The organism is Flaviramulus sp. BrNp1-15, from assembly GCF_022259695.1.
In the GTDB taxonomy this organism is placed as follows: Bacteria; Bacteroidota; Bacteroidia; order Flavobacteriales; family Flavobacteriaceae; genus BrNp1-15.
In genome coordinates this window covers 773519-788798 of the sequence record NZ_CP092099.1, presented here as the reverse complement: position 1 = coordinate 788798, position 15280 = coordinate 773519, and the positions used below count along the sequence as shown (strand labels likewise).

Annotated in this window: 15 protein-coding genes; 8 read left to right on the top strand and 7 right to left on the bottom strand. The window is 30.9% G+C overall.

Annotated features, from left to right (window positions below; all coding sequences use genetic code 11):
• Positions 1-19 precede the first annotated feature (19 nt).
• Positions 20-1021, top strand: coding sequence for an NAD-dependent epimerase/dehydratase family protein (locus MBM09_RS03465; protein WP_238675463.1), 1002 nt, complete (start codon positions 20-22; stop codon positions 1019-1021).
• Here the strand turns inward: MBM09_RS03465 and MBM09_RS03460 are convergent.
• The 3 genes from MBM09_RS03460 to MBM09_RS03450 are packed head-to-tail and all read right to left on the bottom strand — an operon-like array spanning position 996 to position 3616.
• The gene (locus MBM09_RS03460; protein WP_238675462.1) at positions 996-1544 is read right to left on the bottom strand and encodes a DUF4296 domain-containing protein; all 549 of its coding nucleotides are present in this window, start codon (positions 1542-1544) and stop codon (positions 996-998) included. The genes MBM09_RS03465 and MBM09_RS03460 overlap by 26 nt on opposite strands.
• A complete protein-coding gene (locus MBM09_RS03455; RefSeq protein WP_238675461.1) occupies positions 1541-2884 on the bottom strand; it encodes a dihydroorotase in 1344 nt (447 codons plus the stop codon). Before MBM09_RS03455 ends, MBM09_RS03460 begins: the two co-directional genes overlap by 4 nt.
• A gap of 9 nt (positions 2885-2893) precedes the next feature.
• Positions 2894-3616 (bottom strand): polyprenol monophosphomannose synthase, encoded by a 723-nt coding sequence (locus tag MBM09_RS03450; RefSeq protein ID WP_238675460.1) that lies wholly within the window; start codon positions 3614-3616, stop codon positions 2894-2896.
• 119 nt (positions 3617-3735) lie between these two features.
• On the opposite strand from MBM09_RS03450, the gene MBM09_RS03445 reads away from it, so the two are divergent.
• Complete coding sequence (locus MBM09_RS03445; protein WP_238675459.1) at positions 3736-4383, top strand: DUF4271 domain-containing protein; 648 nt, start codon at positions 3736-3738, stop codon at positions 4381-4383.
• Positions 4384-4400: 17 nt separating this feature from the next.
• The gene (locus MBM09_RS03440) at positions 4401-5150 is read left to right on the top strand and encodes a uroporphyrinogen-III synthase (protein ID WP_238676310.1); all 750 of its coding nucleotides are present in this window, start codon (positions 4401-4403) and stop codon (positions 5148-5150) included.
• Positions 5151-5207: 57 nt separating this feature from the next.
• Here MBM09_RS03440 and pckA read toward each other — a convergent pair whose 3' ends face one another.
• Positions 5208-6824 carry a phosphoenolpyruvate carboxykinase (ATP) gene (pckA, locus tag MBM09_RS03435; protein WP_238675458.1) on the bottom strand — a complete coding sequence of 539 codons (1617 nt, stop codon included), beginning with the start codon at positions 6822-6824 and terminating at the stop codon, positions 5208-5210.
• Between the two features lie 138 nt (positions 6825-6962).
• Complete coding sequence (locus tag MBM09_RS03430) at positions 6963-7355, bottom strand: DUF423 domain-containing protein (protein ID WP_238675457.1); 393 nt, start codon at positions 7353-7355, stop codon at positions 6963-6965.
• A 110-nt stretch (positions 7356-7465) separates the two neighbouring features.
• Here MBM09_RS03430 and MBM09_RS03425 point away from each other — a divergent pair, with 110 nt between their 5' ends.
• From MBM09_RS03425 to MBM09_RS03415, 3 genes are all read left to right on the top strand, one after another.
• The gene (locus MBM09_RS03425) at positions 7466-8830 is read left to right on the top strand and encodes a saccharopine dehydrogenase family protein (protein ID WP_238675456.1); all 1365 of its coding nucleotides are present in this window, start codon (positions 7466-7468) and stop codon (positions 8828-8830) included.
• 145 nt (positions 8831-8975) lie between these two features.
• On the top strand, positions 8976-9446 hold the full coding sequence (locus tag MBM09_RS03420) for an Lrp/AsnC family transcriptional regulator (protein WP_238675455.1): 471 nt from the start codon (positions 8976-8978) through the stop codon (positions 9444-9446).
• A 101-nt stretch (positions 9447-9547) separates the two neighbouring features.
• A complete protein-coding gene (locus MBM09_RS03415) occupies positions 9548-10096 on the top strand; it encodes a DUF3575 domain-containing protein (protein WP_238675454.1) in 549 nt (182 codons plus the stop codon).
• Between the two features lie 83 nt (positions 10097-10179).
• On the opposite strand, the gene MBM09_RS03410 is transcribed toward MBM09_RS03415, so the two are convergent.
• Positions 10180-11724, bottom strand: a complete 1545-nt coding sequence (locus tag MBM09_RS03410) for a glycine--tRNA ligase (protein ID WP_238675453.1) — start codon at positions 11722-11724, stop codon at positions 10180-10182.
• 218 nt (positions 11725-11942) lie between these two features.
• Here MBM09_RS03410 and MBM09_RS03405 point away from each other — a divergent pair, with 218 nt between their 5' ends.
• Together MBM09_RS03405 and MBM09_RS03400 are read left to right on the top strand one after the other, a co-directional pair.
• The gene (locus tag MBM09_RS03405) at positions 11943-12620 is read left to right on the top strand and encodes a ComF family protein (RefSeq protein ID WP_238675452.1); all 678 of its coding nucleotides are present in this window, start codon (positions 11943-11945) and stop codon (positions 12618-12620) included.
• Between the two features lie 189 nt (positions 12621-12809).
• Positions 12810-14411, top strand: coding sequence for an Ig-like domain-containing protein (locus MBM09_RS03400; protein WP_238675451.1), 1602 nt, complete (start codon positions 12810-12812; stop codon positions 14409-14411).
• Here the strand turns inward: MBM09_RS03400 and MBM09_RS03395 are convergent.
• On the bottom strand, positions 14404-15186 hold the full coding sequence (locus MBM09_RS03395) for an amidohydrolase (RefSeq protein ID WP_238675450.1): 783 nt from the start codon (positions 15184-15186) through the stop codon (positions 14404-14406). The genes MBM09_RS03400 and MBM09_RS03395 overlap by 8 nt on opposite strands.
• Positions 15187-15280 lie beyond the last annotated feature (94 nt).

The window sequence follows — 15280 nt, the reverse complement described above, 5'->3', positions numbered from 1 at the left end:
AATTCTTTACATTAGTTGCATGATTTTAGTAACAGGAGGCACGGGTTTAGTTGGAGCACATTTACTTTATAAGCTTGTTAGTAGCAATAAAAAAGTAAAAGCTATTTATAGAAACGAGCGTAAATTAAATAATGTGAAAAGTGTGTTTACTTATTACACTAAAGATTATGAATCTCTTTATAATTCTATTGAATGGATAGAAGCTGATATTTTAGACATTCCTAATTTGTCTGAAGCTTTTAAAAATGTTACTCATGTTTACCATTGTGCTGCTTTTGTATCATTTGAACCCGACAAATATCAACTTTTACGACAAACCAATATAGAAGGAACAGCTAATATTGTGAACCTTAGTATTTCTAATGCAGTTAAAAAACTTTGTTATGTAAGTTCTGTTGCAACATTAGGAAAAACAATGAACAACAAATCTATAACTGAAAATACAAATTGGAATCCTGAAGCAGATAATAATGTATATGCCATAACAAAATATGGTGCCGAAATGGAAGTTTGGCGTGGTACACAAGAAGGACTCGATGCTGTAATTGTTAATCCTGGTGTAATTTTAGGTGCTGGAATTTGGCGTTACGGTACAGGAAGTTTATTTAAAAAAGCTCATAAAGGTTTAAAATATTATACTTCTGGTAGTATTGCCTTAATTGCTGTTGAAGATGTTGTTGAAATTATGATTAAACTCATGAACAGCTCCATTATTAACGAACGTTTTGTTTTGGTTGCAGAAAACTGGACTTCAAAAGATTTTTTACAAACTTTGGCAAAATCTGTAAACGCTAAACCTCCTAAAAAATTAGCCAGTATGTTCCTCTTAAAAATAGCTTGGAGATTAGATTGGTTAAAACATAAATTGACTGGTAAAAGAAGACAATTAACCAAGCATTTAGTGCAATCATTATCCACCGAAACAAGTTATAACAGTAATAAAGTTAAAGAAACTCTAAATTATAACTTTAAGCCTATTAAAGAAACCATTCTTGCTATTGGAAATCAATATCTGAAATAGGCTCTATTAAACCTTCTTTTTTATGAATATTTCTTTTTAAAAGTGTTAAAGAATCTTTTTTAGACAATATTTTTAAAGAGTCTTTTACTTTCGAGAGACCAATAGTATCTTTCTCTTTTGAAAGCGTTTTAATTGAATCTTCTTCTCTTTTTGTTTTTTCCTTCCACTCTTTAGCTTCTAAATCCTTGAATTTAGTTTTGAGAGCATTTAAACTATCTTCTACTCTATTATAAATCTCTTCGTAATCTTCTAAATGAAACGCATAATAATCATTACTTAAAGCAAATTGTAAGCTGTCTATATTATGTTTAGCAAAAACATAGGTATTTACATCTATACCTTTGTTTTTCATTATCATTTTGTTTACAGAACCCGCAGAACCAATAAGTTTAGCATCTATTAAAACCTCAACCATTTTATCCTTAGAAATTAAATTATCAGGTTTTTTTGGCCCTTTTACCCTATTGCAAGCAGAAAACAATACAATAACACATAAGCTTACTATTATTTTTTTTAAAATCATCTATTAAAAGTTAATCGTTTAGCAGATTTTATATTGTTAAACTTAGAGTTTTGATACACCAAATCGCCGTTTAAAAATGTATGTGTAATTCTAGATTTAAAAGTAGTACCTTCAAAAGGCGACCATTTACATTTATATAAAATATTATCTTTTGTAACTGTCCAAGGGTTATTTAAATCTACCACAACCAAATCTGCAAAATAGCCTTCTTTTATATAACCTCGTCTTTCTACCTGAAATAGAATAGCTGGATTATGACACATTTTCTCTACTATTTTTTCTAAAGAAATTTTATCTCTATGATACATTTCTAACATGGCAGGTAAAGCATGTTGCACTAACGGACCACCAGAAGGTGCGCTAGTATAAACATTTTTCTTTTCCTCGATAGTATGTGGGGCATGATCTGTAGCAATTACATCTATTCTATCATCAAGTAACGCTTGCCACAATTGGTCTCTATCTGCTTTAGTTTTTACAGCTGGATTCCATTTTATTAATGTGCCTTTTTTATCGTAATCTTCATCAGAAAACCATAAATGATGTATACAAACCTCTGCTGTAATTTTTTTATCTTTTAACGGAATTTTATTTGTAAACAAATTGGTTTCTTTTCCTGTTGAAAGATGAAAAACATGTAATCTTGCCCCAGTTTTTTTTGCTAATTCTATAGCTTTTGAAGACGACAAATAACAAGCTTCTTCACTTCTTATAATGGGGTGATATTTAATTGGAATATCATCACCATATTTTTCAAAATACTCGTTAAAATTCTTTTTTATTGTGTGTTCATCTTCACAATGCACCGAAATAAGCATATTGGTGCTTTTAAAGATATTTTCTAAAACTTCTGGGTCATCAACTAACATATTGCCTGTAGAAGACCCTAAAAACAGTTTTAAACCAGCAACCTGATTAACATCTAATTTTAAAATTTCATCTAAATTATCATTAGTTCCGCCAAACATAAAAGAATAATTGGCATACGAAGTTTTAGAAGCTATCTCGAACTTTTCTTCAAGTTTTTCAATAGTTGTGGTTTGCGGTTTAGTATTAGGCATTTCTATAAACGAGGTAATGCCTCCAGCAATGGCCGCTTTACTTTCTGTTTCTATATTAGCTTTATGAGTTAGCCCGGGCTCTCTAAAATGCACTTGATCATCAATTGCTCCTGGCAGAATATATTTTCCTTCGGCATCAAAAACATGCACATCTGGAGATTTTGCACTTATAGACTCACTTATTTCTTTTATATATTCTCCTTCAATTAATATATCTCCACTAAAAACAGTGCCTTCATTAACTATTTTGGCATTTTTTATAAGTGTCTTCTTATTCATTTTTAACTATTATTTTTTAAATAGACTTTTAAGTTTCATAGAGATCACACCAAAAATAGCTTCAGATATTATTCCAGAGCTTAATTTAGATTCTCCTAATGTTCTATCCGTAAAAATTACAGGAACTTCAACTATTTTAAATTTCTTCAAATAGGTTTTGAATTTCATTTCAATTTGAAACGCATATCCTATAAACTTAATTGCATTTAAATCTATTGACTCTAACACCTTTCGTTTATAACATACATAACCTGCTGTTGTATCATCAATTTTCATGCCTGTAATTAAGCGTACGTATTTAGATGCTAAATAAGACAAAAGCACTCTACCCATTGGCCAATTAACAACATTTACTCCTTTTACATATCTGGAGCCAATTGCCATATCTGCACCTTCAACGTGACATGTATTATACAGTTTTATAATATCTTTTGGATCGTGTGAAAAATCGGCATCCATTTCAAATATGTAGTTATATTTTCTTTCTAAACTCCACTTAAACCCATGAATATAAGCAGTACCTAAACCAGACTTTTCTTTACGTACTTCTAAAAACAATCTTTCTGGAAATTCTTTTTGAAGTTCTTTAACTTTTAATGCTGTTAAATCTGGAGAATTATCATCAACAATAAGAATATGAATATCGCCTGATTGAGAAAAGACTGCTTTTATAATAGCTTCTATATTTTCTATTTCATTATATGTTGGGATAATTACAACAGTATCCTTCATTCTTCCTTCTTAATTGAAACCTTTTATTTTTTAGCAAATGTACATTATTAAGCGTTTATTTTTTTTAAATATTCCTTAATAATACACCTAAGTATTAAAATTTATAATAATTTTATGCCATGCTTCGTAATATAGTTTCAAACGAATTATTTACTGTTTTAACTGTTTTGGGTTTAGTTATTGTAGCTATTGCAAAACTAACTTCACCTAAACGTTTTGAAGATTTTATTCTTGTTTTAGGCAATAATAAATACCTGAAAATTTATGCTAGAGACCAAAAATTCTTAGACAAATTTGATGGTTTATTATTTGTTAACTTAATTCTATCTCTTTCTGTTTTTTGTTTTATTATCTATCAATATTTTACTGAAACTAAACAAATACCTATAAATAGTATGCTTCAGGTGGCGTTTGGAATTGGTATTATTATTTTAATAAAAGTGCTCGTTGAACGTTTAATAGCTAGTTTATTTGAGATTGATAAGTTGATTGATGAATACCTTTTTCAAAAAATAAGTTATAAAAATTATTTAGGTATTCTGTTGTTACCCATAAATGCATTGCTACTATTTACTTTTACGCCAACTTTAACATTATTTTATGTAATAATTACATTATTATTAATTGTAAATATAATTGGCTTAATTAGTTCATTTAAAACACATCAAAGTCTAATAAAAAATAACTTATTCTATTTTATTTTGTATCTTTGCGCTCTTGAAATTGCACCCTATGTTATTTTATATAAGGTGTTTTTAACCCTGTGAAACGAACAATTGCGCTTATGAAAGTAAAAACCATTTTAGTATCTCAACCAGAACCTAAAATAGAGAATTCTCCTTACTTTGATTTACAAGAGAAGCAACGTGTAAAAATAGACTTTAGACCTTTTATACATGTTGAAGGCGTATCAGCTAAAGATATAAGACAGCAAAAAGTTGATTTAAATAATTACACTGCTATTATATTAACTAGTAGAAATGCTGTAGACCACTTTTTTAGAGTAGCCGAAGAAATGCGATTTAAAGTTCCAGACTCTATGAAATATTTTTGTCAGTCTGAGGCTGTTGCATATTACCTTCAAAAATATGTGGTGTATAGAAAGCGTAAAATTTATGTTGGTAAACGTACTTTTTCTGAACTTTCTCCATTAATAAAAAAATATAAAGACGAAAAATTCTTATTACCAAATACAGATAAAGTAAAACCTGAAGTTCCGGAAACTTTAGATGCTTTAGGTGTAAACTGGAAACAAGCTACATTTTACAAAACTGTAGTTAGCGATTTATCTGATTTAGCTAACGTATACTACGATGTTTTAGTGTTTTTTAGTCCTTCTGGAATAGAATCTTTATTTCAAAATTTTCCAGATTTTAAACAAAATGAAACGCGTATAGCTGTTTTTGGAAATACAACTGTTAAAGCTGTTGAAGAAAAAGGATTACGTGTAGATATTGCTGCACCAACACCTGAAACACCATCAATGACTATGGCTTTAGAAAAATATATTGAAAAAGTGAATAAAGGAAAATAATTACAATTTTAAATTGAATTAAAAAGGGATGATTTTAAAATCATCCCTTTTTTGTTTTTAAAACGCATATCGTTGTGGTCCGCCACGTCTAATTTCTTCACTACAATGTTCTTCAAACTTCTTAAAGTTTTCTCTAAACGCGTTAGTTAATTTAAAGGCTGTTTTATAATATGCTTCATCATTGTTCCAAGTCGCTCTTGGACTTAAAACACTTGTTGGCACTCTAGGACAAGTTCTTGGTTGCGCAACTCCAAAAACAGAATGAATATGGTAATCATCATAATTATACAACCCTAAATCGCCGTTTAAAACTGCATTAATCATAGCACGAGTATATTTTAACTTCATTCTTGTACCAACACCATAAGGTCCTCCAGTCCATCCTGTATTAACTAACCAAACATTAACTCCAGCCTCAATCATTTTTTTACTTAACTTTTCAGCATATTTTGATGGATGCAAAGGCATAAAAGGCGCTCCAAAACATGCCGAAAATGATGGTACAGGCTCTACTACTCCTGCTTCTGTCCCAGCAACTTTTGCTGTATAACCAGAAATAAAGTGATAAGCAGCCTGACTAGGTGTTAACTTAGAAATTGGAGGCAGTACACCAAAAGCGTCAGCCGTTAAAAAGAATATGTTTTTAGGGTTTTTACCAATAGATGGAACTTGAATATTTTCAATATGATGAATTGGATAACTTACTCTCGTGTTTTGTGTAATTGAAGTATCTTCAAAATCTACATGACCATCCTTATCTAAAATAACATTTTCAAGAATGGCACCTTTTTTAATAGCATCAAATATTTCTGGCTCATTATCTCTTGAAAGATTAATCACTTTAGCATAACAACCGCCTTCAAAATTAAATACTGTGTTTTCATTAGTCCAACCATGTTCATCATCACCAATTAAACTTCTGTTTGGATCTGTTGATAATGTTGTTTTTCCCGTACCTGATAATCCAAAAAATATGGCTGTATCTCCATCTTTTCCAACATTAGCACTACAATGCATTGGTAAAGTGTTTTTAAACACTGGAAGAATAAAATTTAAAGCTGAAAAAATGCCTTTTTTAATTTCACCTGTATAACCTGTACCACCAACTAATGCTATTTTTTTTGTAAAATTTAAAATAGCAAAATTATGTTGACGTGTTCCATCTACCTCAGATTTTGCCATAAAACCTGGCGCATTTACTACTGTCCAATCTGGAGAAAAATTTTCTAATTCTTTCTTTGTTGGTCGCAAAAACATATTATAAGCAAACTGGTTGCTCCAAGGATATTCATTAATAACACGAATGTTTAACTTATAATTTTCATCTGCACAAGCATAACAATCACGTACAAAAACTTCTTTGTTAGATAAGTAATTAACGACTTTATTATATAATTTGTCAAACTTATCGGTTTCAAAAGGAATATTTATATCTCCCCACCAAATTTTATCTTTGGTAATATCGTCTTTAACTATAAATCTATCTTTTGGCGAACGACCTGTAAACTCGCCTGTATTAACTGCTAAGGCACCCGAAGACGCCTCAACACCCAAACCTTTTTCTATTGTGATTTTGTGTAATTCTTCTGGCGACAATTGATAATTAACTTTGGCATTTTTAATTCCATAATTCTCTAACGAAATCGTTTTCGTAGATTGGTCGTAATTCTCCATAGTTTTATATAAATTTAATTATTGTTCAAAATTAAGTTTTAATTTAAGTAAAAGTAAAATGATCCGCTAAAATTAAATAATACCAATTATTCTATATTATTAATACCACTTATTATAACCCTTTATTGGTAAAATATTTCAATTGTATTTTTTCATTTTAATAAAATCGACTAACATAAAAACCCAAGCTAAAATTAAAAGCAATCCACCTATAGGTGTAATAAATCCGATGGTTTTAAAATCGAAATTTGTTAATCCATTAGTTGCAAGAGCATATATAGATCCAGAAAAAAATAATATGCCTATTACAACCAAATAAAATATTATTTTTTTAGTTTTTGGTTTTATCAAAACTGTACTTCCAACAAAAAGTAATAAAATAGCATGATACATTTGATAGCGAACACCTACCTCAAAAGTAGCTATGGCTTCGCTCGTAATTAACTGTTTTAAACCATGCGCTCCAAAAGCCCCCAAAACAATACTTAATACACCTAAAACAGATGCCAAAACTAAAATTTTTTTATTCATTTTTATAAATTATTCGCAACAAATACGCTTTATATTCATTAATTTCGTAAAACAAAAAGCTATATAAGCTCTTAGTTAGAAAAAAACAAAATTACTCAACAAAACCCAATATGCGAAAAATTTTAATAATTGGTTCTGGAAAATCTGCATCTTACCTCTTAAAATACTTACTAGACAAATCAGTTTCAGAGAATCTATTCATCACTGTTGGTGATCTAAATATTGAAAATGCTAGAAAATTAATTGGTAATCATAAAAATGCCGAAGCCATAGCTTTAGATGTTTTTGATGAAACTTCTAGAACTCTCGCTATTAAAAATGCAGATATTGTAGTGTCTATGCTACCTGCTCGTTTTCATATTGAGGTTGCTAAAGATTGTATTTCATATAAAAAACATATGGTAACTGCATCTTATGTTAGTAAAGAAATGCAAGCTTTAGATGAAGATGCTAAAGCCAACAACCTTATTCTCATGAATGAAATTGGGGTAGACCCTGGTATAGATCATATGAGCGCCATGCAAGTCTTAGATAATATTCGCGATAATGGCGGCAACATTATTCTATTCGAATCGTTTACTGGCGGATTAGTAGCTCCAGAAAGTGATAACAACCTTTGGAATTACAAATTCACCTGGAATCCCAGAAATGTTGTTATTGCTGGCCAAGGTGGTGCTGCAAAATTTTTACAGGAAGGCACTTATAAATATATTCCTTATCACCGTTTATTTAGACGAACCGAGTTTTTAAATATTGATGGTTTTGGACGCTTTGAAGTTTATGCCAATAGAGATTCTCTAAAATACCAAAGCGTTTATGGTTTAGATAAAGTTAAAACATTATACCGTGGTACTATGCGACGCGTAGGTTTTAGTAGAGCTTGGAATATTTTTGTAACCTTAGGAATGACCGATGATAGCTATACCATAGACGATAGTGAGAATATGAGCTATCGCGATTTTGTAAATGCCTTTTTACCATATAGTCACTCAGATTCTGTAGAACTTAAACTAAGACATCAACTTAAAATAGATCAAGACGATATCGTTTGGGATAAACTTGAAGAACTAGATATTTTCAATCCTAATAAACGCGTAGAACTTAAAAAAGCTACACCAGCTCAAATTCTTCAAAAAATATTAATGGATAGCTGGACTCTTGCCAAAGACGATAAAGATATGATTGTAATGTATCATAAATTTGGTTATGAGAAAGCTGGTAAAAAGTATCAAATAGATGCAAATATGGTGGTTCTTGGCGAAGACCAAACTTACACTGCTATGGCAAAAACCGTTGGTTTGCCTGTTGCTATGGCAACACTTGCCATTTTAAACGGAAAAATAAAAACTCCAGGGGTTCAAATTCCTATTACCAAAGAAATTTATCAACCCATTTTACAGGAGCTAAAAACTTTCGGCATCACGTTTAATGAAAAAGAAGTCCCTTATTTAGGTTACAACCCTTTAAACAATTAGTGTTTGGGCGTTCCCCATTGGGTCGCGCTTTACATTGCAATCTTTTACTAAAACAGTAAAAGGATTTTCATTTCAATCGCTAACGCACTATATAGTTTCAATTTAAAAGTAAATAGCTATTTTTAACTTCTAGATTAAAATAAGAATGAAGAAAAAAAATAAGACTATAACTATTGATGGTATTGATAAAAAAATTTTACGTGCTTTAATGCAAGATGCCAGAACACCTATTTTAGAAATTGCAAGAAATGTTGGTATATCTGGAGCAGCAATACACCAAAGGTTACGCAAACTTGAAAAATCTAAACTTATCTCTGGCTCAAAATTTATTATTAACCCTAAAGTTTTAGGATATTCTACATTAGCTTTTGTAGGCATATATCTAGACAAAGTAGCCCTTACTGATGATGTTGTAAGAGCATTAAAAAGAATACCAGAGGTTATTGAGTGCCATTATACTACTGGCAACTACAATATATTTGTAAAATTACTTTGTTTAAATAATGCTCATTTAATGCAATTAATTACCAAAGATATTCAAACTATTACTGGGGTTTTAAGAACCGAATCACTTATTTCTTTAGATCAACCTTTCGAGAGACAAATTCATATTTAAAAGATAAATCATTCTCTTACGCAACTATTTAAAAAAGTTCGCATCTAGTATTGGAACGATTGTTGTGCATGTAAAAACCAAAATTTTAAAACTAACTTTTCATGAAAAAAACATTATTAGTATTACTAGCAGGTCTATTTTTATCTACATCTACTTTCTCACAAGAAAATGAACAAAACAGCGAAAATCAAAGCTTTAATGAAGTTAAATTAAACGCCTTGTATTTGGTTTTAGGTGCTTTTGAAGGTTCCTATGAATATTTATTAAATGAAGAATCTGGAGTTGGAGTTTCTTTATTTTTACCTATTGATGATGATGCTGTAGATGCTATAAACTATTACGTTTCTCCTTATTATAGATTTTATTTTGGTAACAAATATGCTGCTGGATTTTTCTTAGAAGGCTTTGGAATGTTAAACTCTATAAAAAATGACACTTACTATTTTAACAATGGTACTGACCCAACATTTGTAGAAGAAAACATAACCGATTTTGCACTAGGTATAGGCTTGGGTGGTAAATGGGTTACCGCACGTGGTTTAACAGGTGAAATTAATTTAGGTGTTGGAAGAAATCTTTTTAACACAAAAGAAGAGTATGACAATGACTTTGTTGGAAAACTTGGAATAACCATAGGATATAGATTTTAATCCTAAAAGTATTATAAAACAAAAGCCCAAGCATTGCTTGGGCTTTTGTTTTATAATAAGGTTCCTACTTTCGCAGGAATGTGTTACTTCATTTTCATTAACCAGTTACGCACATCAACTTCTTGTTTAATAATGTTACGTAAATCTTCTATTTTAACACGCTGTTGCTCCATAGAATCTCTATGACGTATAGTAACTGTATTATCCTCTAGAGTATCATGATCTACCGTAATACAAAATGGAGTTCCGTTAGCGTCTTGTCTTCTATAACGACGTCCAACAGCATCTTTTTCATCATAAATCACATTGAAATCCCATTTCAAGTCCTCTATAATTTGTCTTGCTATTTCTGGCAATCCATCTTTTTTAACCAAAGGTAAAACAGCTGCTTTTACAGGTGCTAAAACACTTGGTAATTTTAAAACGGTTCTTGTAGTTCCATTTTCAAGCTCTTCTTCCTGTAATGAGTTTGAAAATACTGCTAAGAACATTCTATCTAAACCAATAGATGTTTCTAACACATAAGGTGTATAACTGGCGTTATCTTCATGGTCGAAATATTGTAATTTCTTACCTGAAAACTCTTCGTGCTGTTTTAAATCGAAATCTGTTCGCGAATGAATACCTTCTAATTCTTTAAACCCAAATGGAAATTTAAACTCAATATCTGTTGCAGCATCTGCGTAATGTGCTAATTTTTCATGGTCATGAAAACGGTAATTATCTTCTCCCATACCAAGTGATAAATGCCATTTCATTCTAGTTTCTTTCCAGTGTTCAAACCACTCTTTTTGAGTTCCTGGTTTAATAAAAAACTGCATTTCCATTTGTTCAAACTCACGCATTCTAAAAATAAACTGTCTTGCCACAATCTCATTTCTAAAAGCTTTACCTGTTTGCGCAATACCAAATGGAATTTTTAATCGGCTAGTTTTCTGTACATTCAAAAAGTTTACAAAAATACCTTGAGCAGTTTCAGGACGTAAATACAAATCCATTGCACTTTCTGCAGAAGCTCCTAATTTAGTTCCAAACATTAAGTTAAATTGCTTAACATCTGTCCAGTTTTTACTTCCTGTTAACGGGTCTGCAATTTCTAACTCTTCAATTAACGCTTTTACATCGGCTAAATCTTCATTTTCTAAAGATTTTGCCATTCGCGAAAGCGTGGTATTTATCTTTTCCTGATAACCTAAAACTCGTCCGTTTGTAGAAAGAAATTCTTCTTTGTTAAAAGCTTCACCAAAACGTTTTTCAGCTTTGGCAACTTCTTTATCTATTTTAGCTTCAATTTTAGCGCAATAATCTTCAATTAAAACATCGGCTCTGTAGCGTTTTTTAGAATCTTTATTATCAATTAAAGGGTCGTTAAAGGCATCAACGTGCCCTGAGGCTTTCCAAGTGGTTGGGTGCATAAATATGGCGGCGTCAATACCTACAATATTTTCATTCATTTGCACCATGGCTTTCCACCAATAGTCGCGTATATTCTTTTTTAACTCTGCACCGTTTTGAGCGTAATCATATACTGCGCTTAAACCGTCGTAAATCTCACTACTTTGAAATACATAACCGTATTCCTTTGCATGTGAAATTACCTTCTTAAATTGATCATCTTGATTTGCCATTCTGCAAAAATATAAAACCGCCTGAAACAAAATGCGTTCTCGAGCAAAAATTAAATGCTCTGATTTGTTTTTTTTGATTTAATTATCTTTAGGACTGTTTTAGCGTTAGGGATTGGAGTGTAAATCCTTTTTATTGTGAATTTCTGTCTTAACAGGAATCCACAATAAAAAAGATTGCAACAGAAAGCCCGACCTGAAAGGAAACGCCCAAGAAAAGTATGATAAAACCTTTAGTCAACCTGTTTTTTCCTAAAGTATGTTATGCCTGCTATAACTTACTTAACGATAATGAAGACACCATTTGTTTAGATTGCAGGCATGATTTACCAGTTACCAATTTTCATTTTGATAATAATGATGCTGTTAAGAAAGTACTTTACGGTCGTGCCAAAATTGAAAACGGAACAGCGCTTTTCAGGTTTGAAAAAAAAGGCATTGTACAACAACTTATCCACAATCTTAAATACAAAAACCACGAAAAAATTGGTTTTATTTTAGGTAATTGGCTTGGTAACGAATTAAAAACTTTAGAAGCTTACCAAAGTATAGATATCGTTATTCCTGTTCCGCTTCATAAAAACAAACTCAAAAAAAGAGGTTTTAATCAAGTCGCTAAGTTTGGACAACAAATTGCCGAAGCTTTAAATACAGGTTATAAAGATGATGTATTAGTTAAAATTACAAATACGAAATCACAAACTAACAAAGGTAGATTTGCACGTTGGACTAATACTGACGAATTATTCGCACTTAAAAACATAGAAAGTATAGACAACAAACATATTTTACTAGTTGATGATATTATTACAACAGGTGCTACACTTGAAGCGTGTATCTCGGTTTTAAACCAAGCTAAGAATGTAAAAATTAGCATTGCAACCATGGCAATAGCTTAAGGTATTAGTCGTTATATCTTTAAAATTATGTAGGTTTCTTCAGTAAAACCAAATTTTGTTCAAAAAATACAAAATTTAGTTTCACTTTAGTAACCGCTTCGCTAGCGCATAAATTTTTTTATTCTGTTTTTTTTATGAATTTCAGAACAAAAAAATTCATGTACTTTTGTTAAAAATTTAAAATTGTTGATGAACAAAACCCTTTCAAATTTTATTTTAGCCTTTGTTATTGGCTTTATTTTTATTAATTGTGCTAACCGTGGAACTCCAGATGGAGGTCCAAAAGATGTAACTCCACCAAGCATTATTAAATCTGAACCAGAAAATTTTTCTACCAATTTTAAAGGCAACGAAATACGTGTTTATTTTGATGAGTATATAAAAATTAAAGACTTACAAAAACAACTTATTATTTCTCCTCCAATGAAAACTCAACCAGATGTTACGCCACTTGGAGGTGCCAGTAAATATATTACTATTAAAATTTTTGATACGCTACAACCCAACACTACTTATGCTTTTAACTTTGGGAATAGCATTACCGATAACAACGAGGGCAACCCTTATCCATATTATCGTTATGTATTTTCAACAGGCGATTATATAGATTCCCTTTCCGTTAAAGGAAACATAGTTGATGCACTTAAAAAACAACCTGAAACCTTTGTTAATGTGGCTCTTTATGAGGTAGATTCTACTTTTACCGATTCTATTATTTATAAAGATGTACCTAAATACATAACCAATACTTTAGATAGTGTTACTACATTTTCTATTGAAAATATTAAAGCCGGAAAATATATGCTTATGGCTTTAAAAGATAATAATGGTGATAATAAATTTCAGCAAAAAACAGATCAGGTAGCATTTTATAAAAGCTTTATAAATGTACCAACAGATTCGCTTTATACACTTCGATTATTTTCTGAAGTATTAGATTTTAAAGCTACCAGACCGAGATTAGTATCAGGTGAAAAAATTGCTTTTGGATATGAAGGTGATTACAAAGACATGAAAATTAAAATACTTTCTGAAACACCAGAAGATTTTGAGTACCGCATTACAAAAGACGAAAAAGCAGACACACTATATTACTGGTATAAACCAAGAATGGAAGTAGATTCGCTTATGTTTAATGTGTCGCACCCAAATTTTGAAAAGGATTTCACGGTAAGAATTAGCGAGCAACCAAGAGACACTCTTTTATTGAGTAAATCGCCTTCTGGCAACATAGGTTATGATGAAGATTTTAAAATTGCAGGAAGCACACCTTTTGTTAGTTTTGACAAGTCTAAAGTTGCTTTAATGGACAAGGATTCAGTTAACGTAGATTTCACTACAAAATTTGATTCCATAACAAATACATATGCGTTGAATTTTGAAAAATCAGAAGATAACAGCTATAGAATGCAAATATTACCTGAAGCTTTTATTGATTTTTTTGATGATAAAAATGACACCTTAAACTATACGGTTAAAACAAATAAAACTTCTAATTTTGGATATGCTAGGTTCACTTTAGTAAATGCAGAATATCCGCTTATAATTCAGTTAACTGATAAAAATGGTGAGGTAAAATTTGAAGAAATTGCAACCTCTGATACACCTGTGGACTTTTTAAATTTAGACCCTGGAGTTTATTTTATAAGAGTTATTCACGACACCAATGGTAATGCAATTTTTGATACTGGTAACTATCTAAAAAAAATACAACCAGAACGCGTGAGCCATTTTGATGAAATTGAAATTAGAGCAGATTGGGGACTTAGTGAAACACTTCAATTTAATTAATTGTAAAAGCATCTCTATCGTTTAAAAATTTAAGCTTATTTCTATAAGCTTCAATATGTCGTTTTTCTAAAGTCACTATTTGAATGTCTTCGTTATTAGGTTTAAAACAAATGATTTCATTCCCTAACACATTATACACTGCTGAATGCCCCGAATATTCACTATTTACACCATCTACTCCAACACGATTAACACCAACACAGTAGCACATGTTTTCAATAGCTCGTGCTTTTAACAACGTGTCCCAAGCAGAAATTCTAGGTTTTGGCCAATTGGCAACATACATTAAAACATCATAATCTTCGGTGTTTCTTGCCCAAACCGGAAAACGTAAATCATAACAAATTAACGGGCATATTTTCCAACCTTTATAATCAATAATGCGTTTTTTAGTACCTGCAGAGTACACTTTATCTTCTCCTGCGAGTGTAAAGGTGTGTCGCTTATCGTAAAAAGTTATATCGCCTTTTGGGGTTATAAAAAGTAATCGGTTATAAAAATTATTATTATCCTTAATTACAATGCTACCTACAATAGCCGCATTTTTTTTTGAAGATAAATGCTGCATCCAAGTTATGGTTTCACCCTCCATAGTTTCTGCAACTTTTGAAGCGTTCATGGTAAAACCAGATGTGAACATTTCGGGTAAAACAATAATATCAACTTCTTCAGAAATACTTTCAATCTTTTTGGTAAAGTTTATTCTATTTTGCTCTGGGTTTTCCCAAACCAAGTTAGATTGAATCATTGCAATTTTAAGGTGTTCTGCTTCCATAGAATAAAAGTAAATAATTAGAAAATAGAAGTCTCTTTCATTAAACTAATTTTTATCTTTGAGTATTCCTTAAAAATACAATCAAAATAAAGAA

Bases quoted from the DNA above. Each gene is read 5' to 3' on its own strand.
- MBM09_RS03415 (WP_238675454.1), top strand. From the start codon at position 9,548: ATGAAAAAAACATTATTAGTATTACTAGCAGGTCTATTTTTATCTACA.
- MBM09_RS03400 (WP_238675451.1), top strand. From the start codon at position 12,810: ATGAACAAAACCCTTTCAAATTTTATTTTAGCCTTTGTTATTGGCTTT.
- MBM09_RS03450 (WP_238675460.1), bottom strand. From the start codon at position 3,616: ATGAAGGATACTGTTGTAATTATCCCAACATATAATGAAATAGAAAAT.
- MBM09_RS03455 (WP_238675461.1), bottom strand. From the start codon at position 2,884: ATGAATAAGAAGACACTTATAAAAAATGCCAAAATAGTTAATGAAGGC.
- MBM09_RS03460 (WP_238675462.1), bottom strand. From the start codon at position 1,544: ATGATTTTAAAAAAAATAATAGTAAGCTTATGTGTTATTGTATTGTTT.
- MBM09_RS03465 (WP_238675463.1), top strand. From the start codon at position 20: ATGATTTTAGTAACAGGAGGCACGGGTTTAGTTGGAGCACATTTACTT.
- MBM09_RS03445 (WP_238675459.1), top strand. From the start codon at position 3,736: ATGCTTCGTAATATAGTTTCAAACGAATTATTTACTGTTTTAACTGTT.
- MBM09_RS03425 (WP_238675456.1), top strand. From the start codon at position 7,466: ATGCGAAAAATTTTAATAATTGGTTCTGGAAAATCTGCATCTTACCTC.
- MBM09_RS03430 (WP_238675457.1), bottom strand. From the start codon at position 7,355: ATGAATAAAAAAATTTTAGTTTTGGCATCTGTTTTAGGTGTATTAAGT.
- MBM09_RS03410 (WP_238675453.1), bottom strand. From the start codon at position 11,724: ATGGCAAATCAAGATGATCAATTTAAGAAGGTAATTTCACATGCAAAG.
- MBM09_RS03420 (WP_238675455.1), top strand. From the start codon at position 8,976: ATGAAGAAAAAAAATAAGACTATAACTATTGATGGTATTGATAAAAAA.
- MBM09_RS03440 (WP_238676310.1), top strand. From the start codon at position 4,401: ATGAAAGTAAAAACCATTTTAGTATCTCAACCAGAACCTAAAATAGAG.
- MBM09_RS03405 (WP_238675452.1), top strand. From the start codon at position 11,943: ATGATAAAACCTTTAGTCAACCTGTTTTTTCCTAAAGTATGTTATGCC.
- MBM09_RS03395 (WP_238675450.1), bottom strand. From the start codon at position 15,186: ATGGAAGCAGAACACCTTAAAATTGCAATGATTCAATCTAACTTGGTT.
- pckA (WP_238675458.1), bottom strand. From the start codon at position 6,824: ATGGAGAATTACGACCAATCTACGAAAACGATTTCGTTAGAGAATTAT.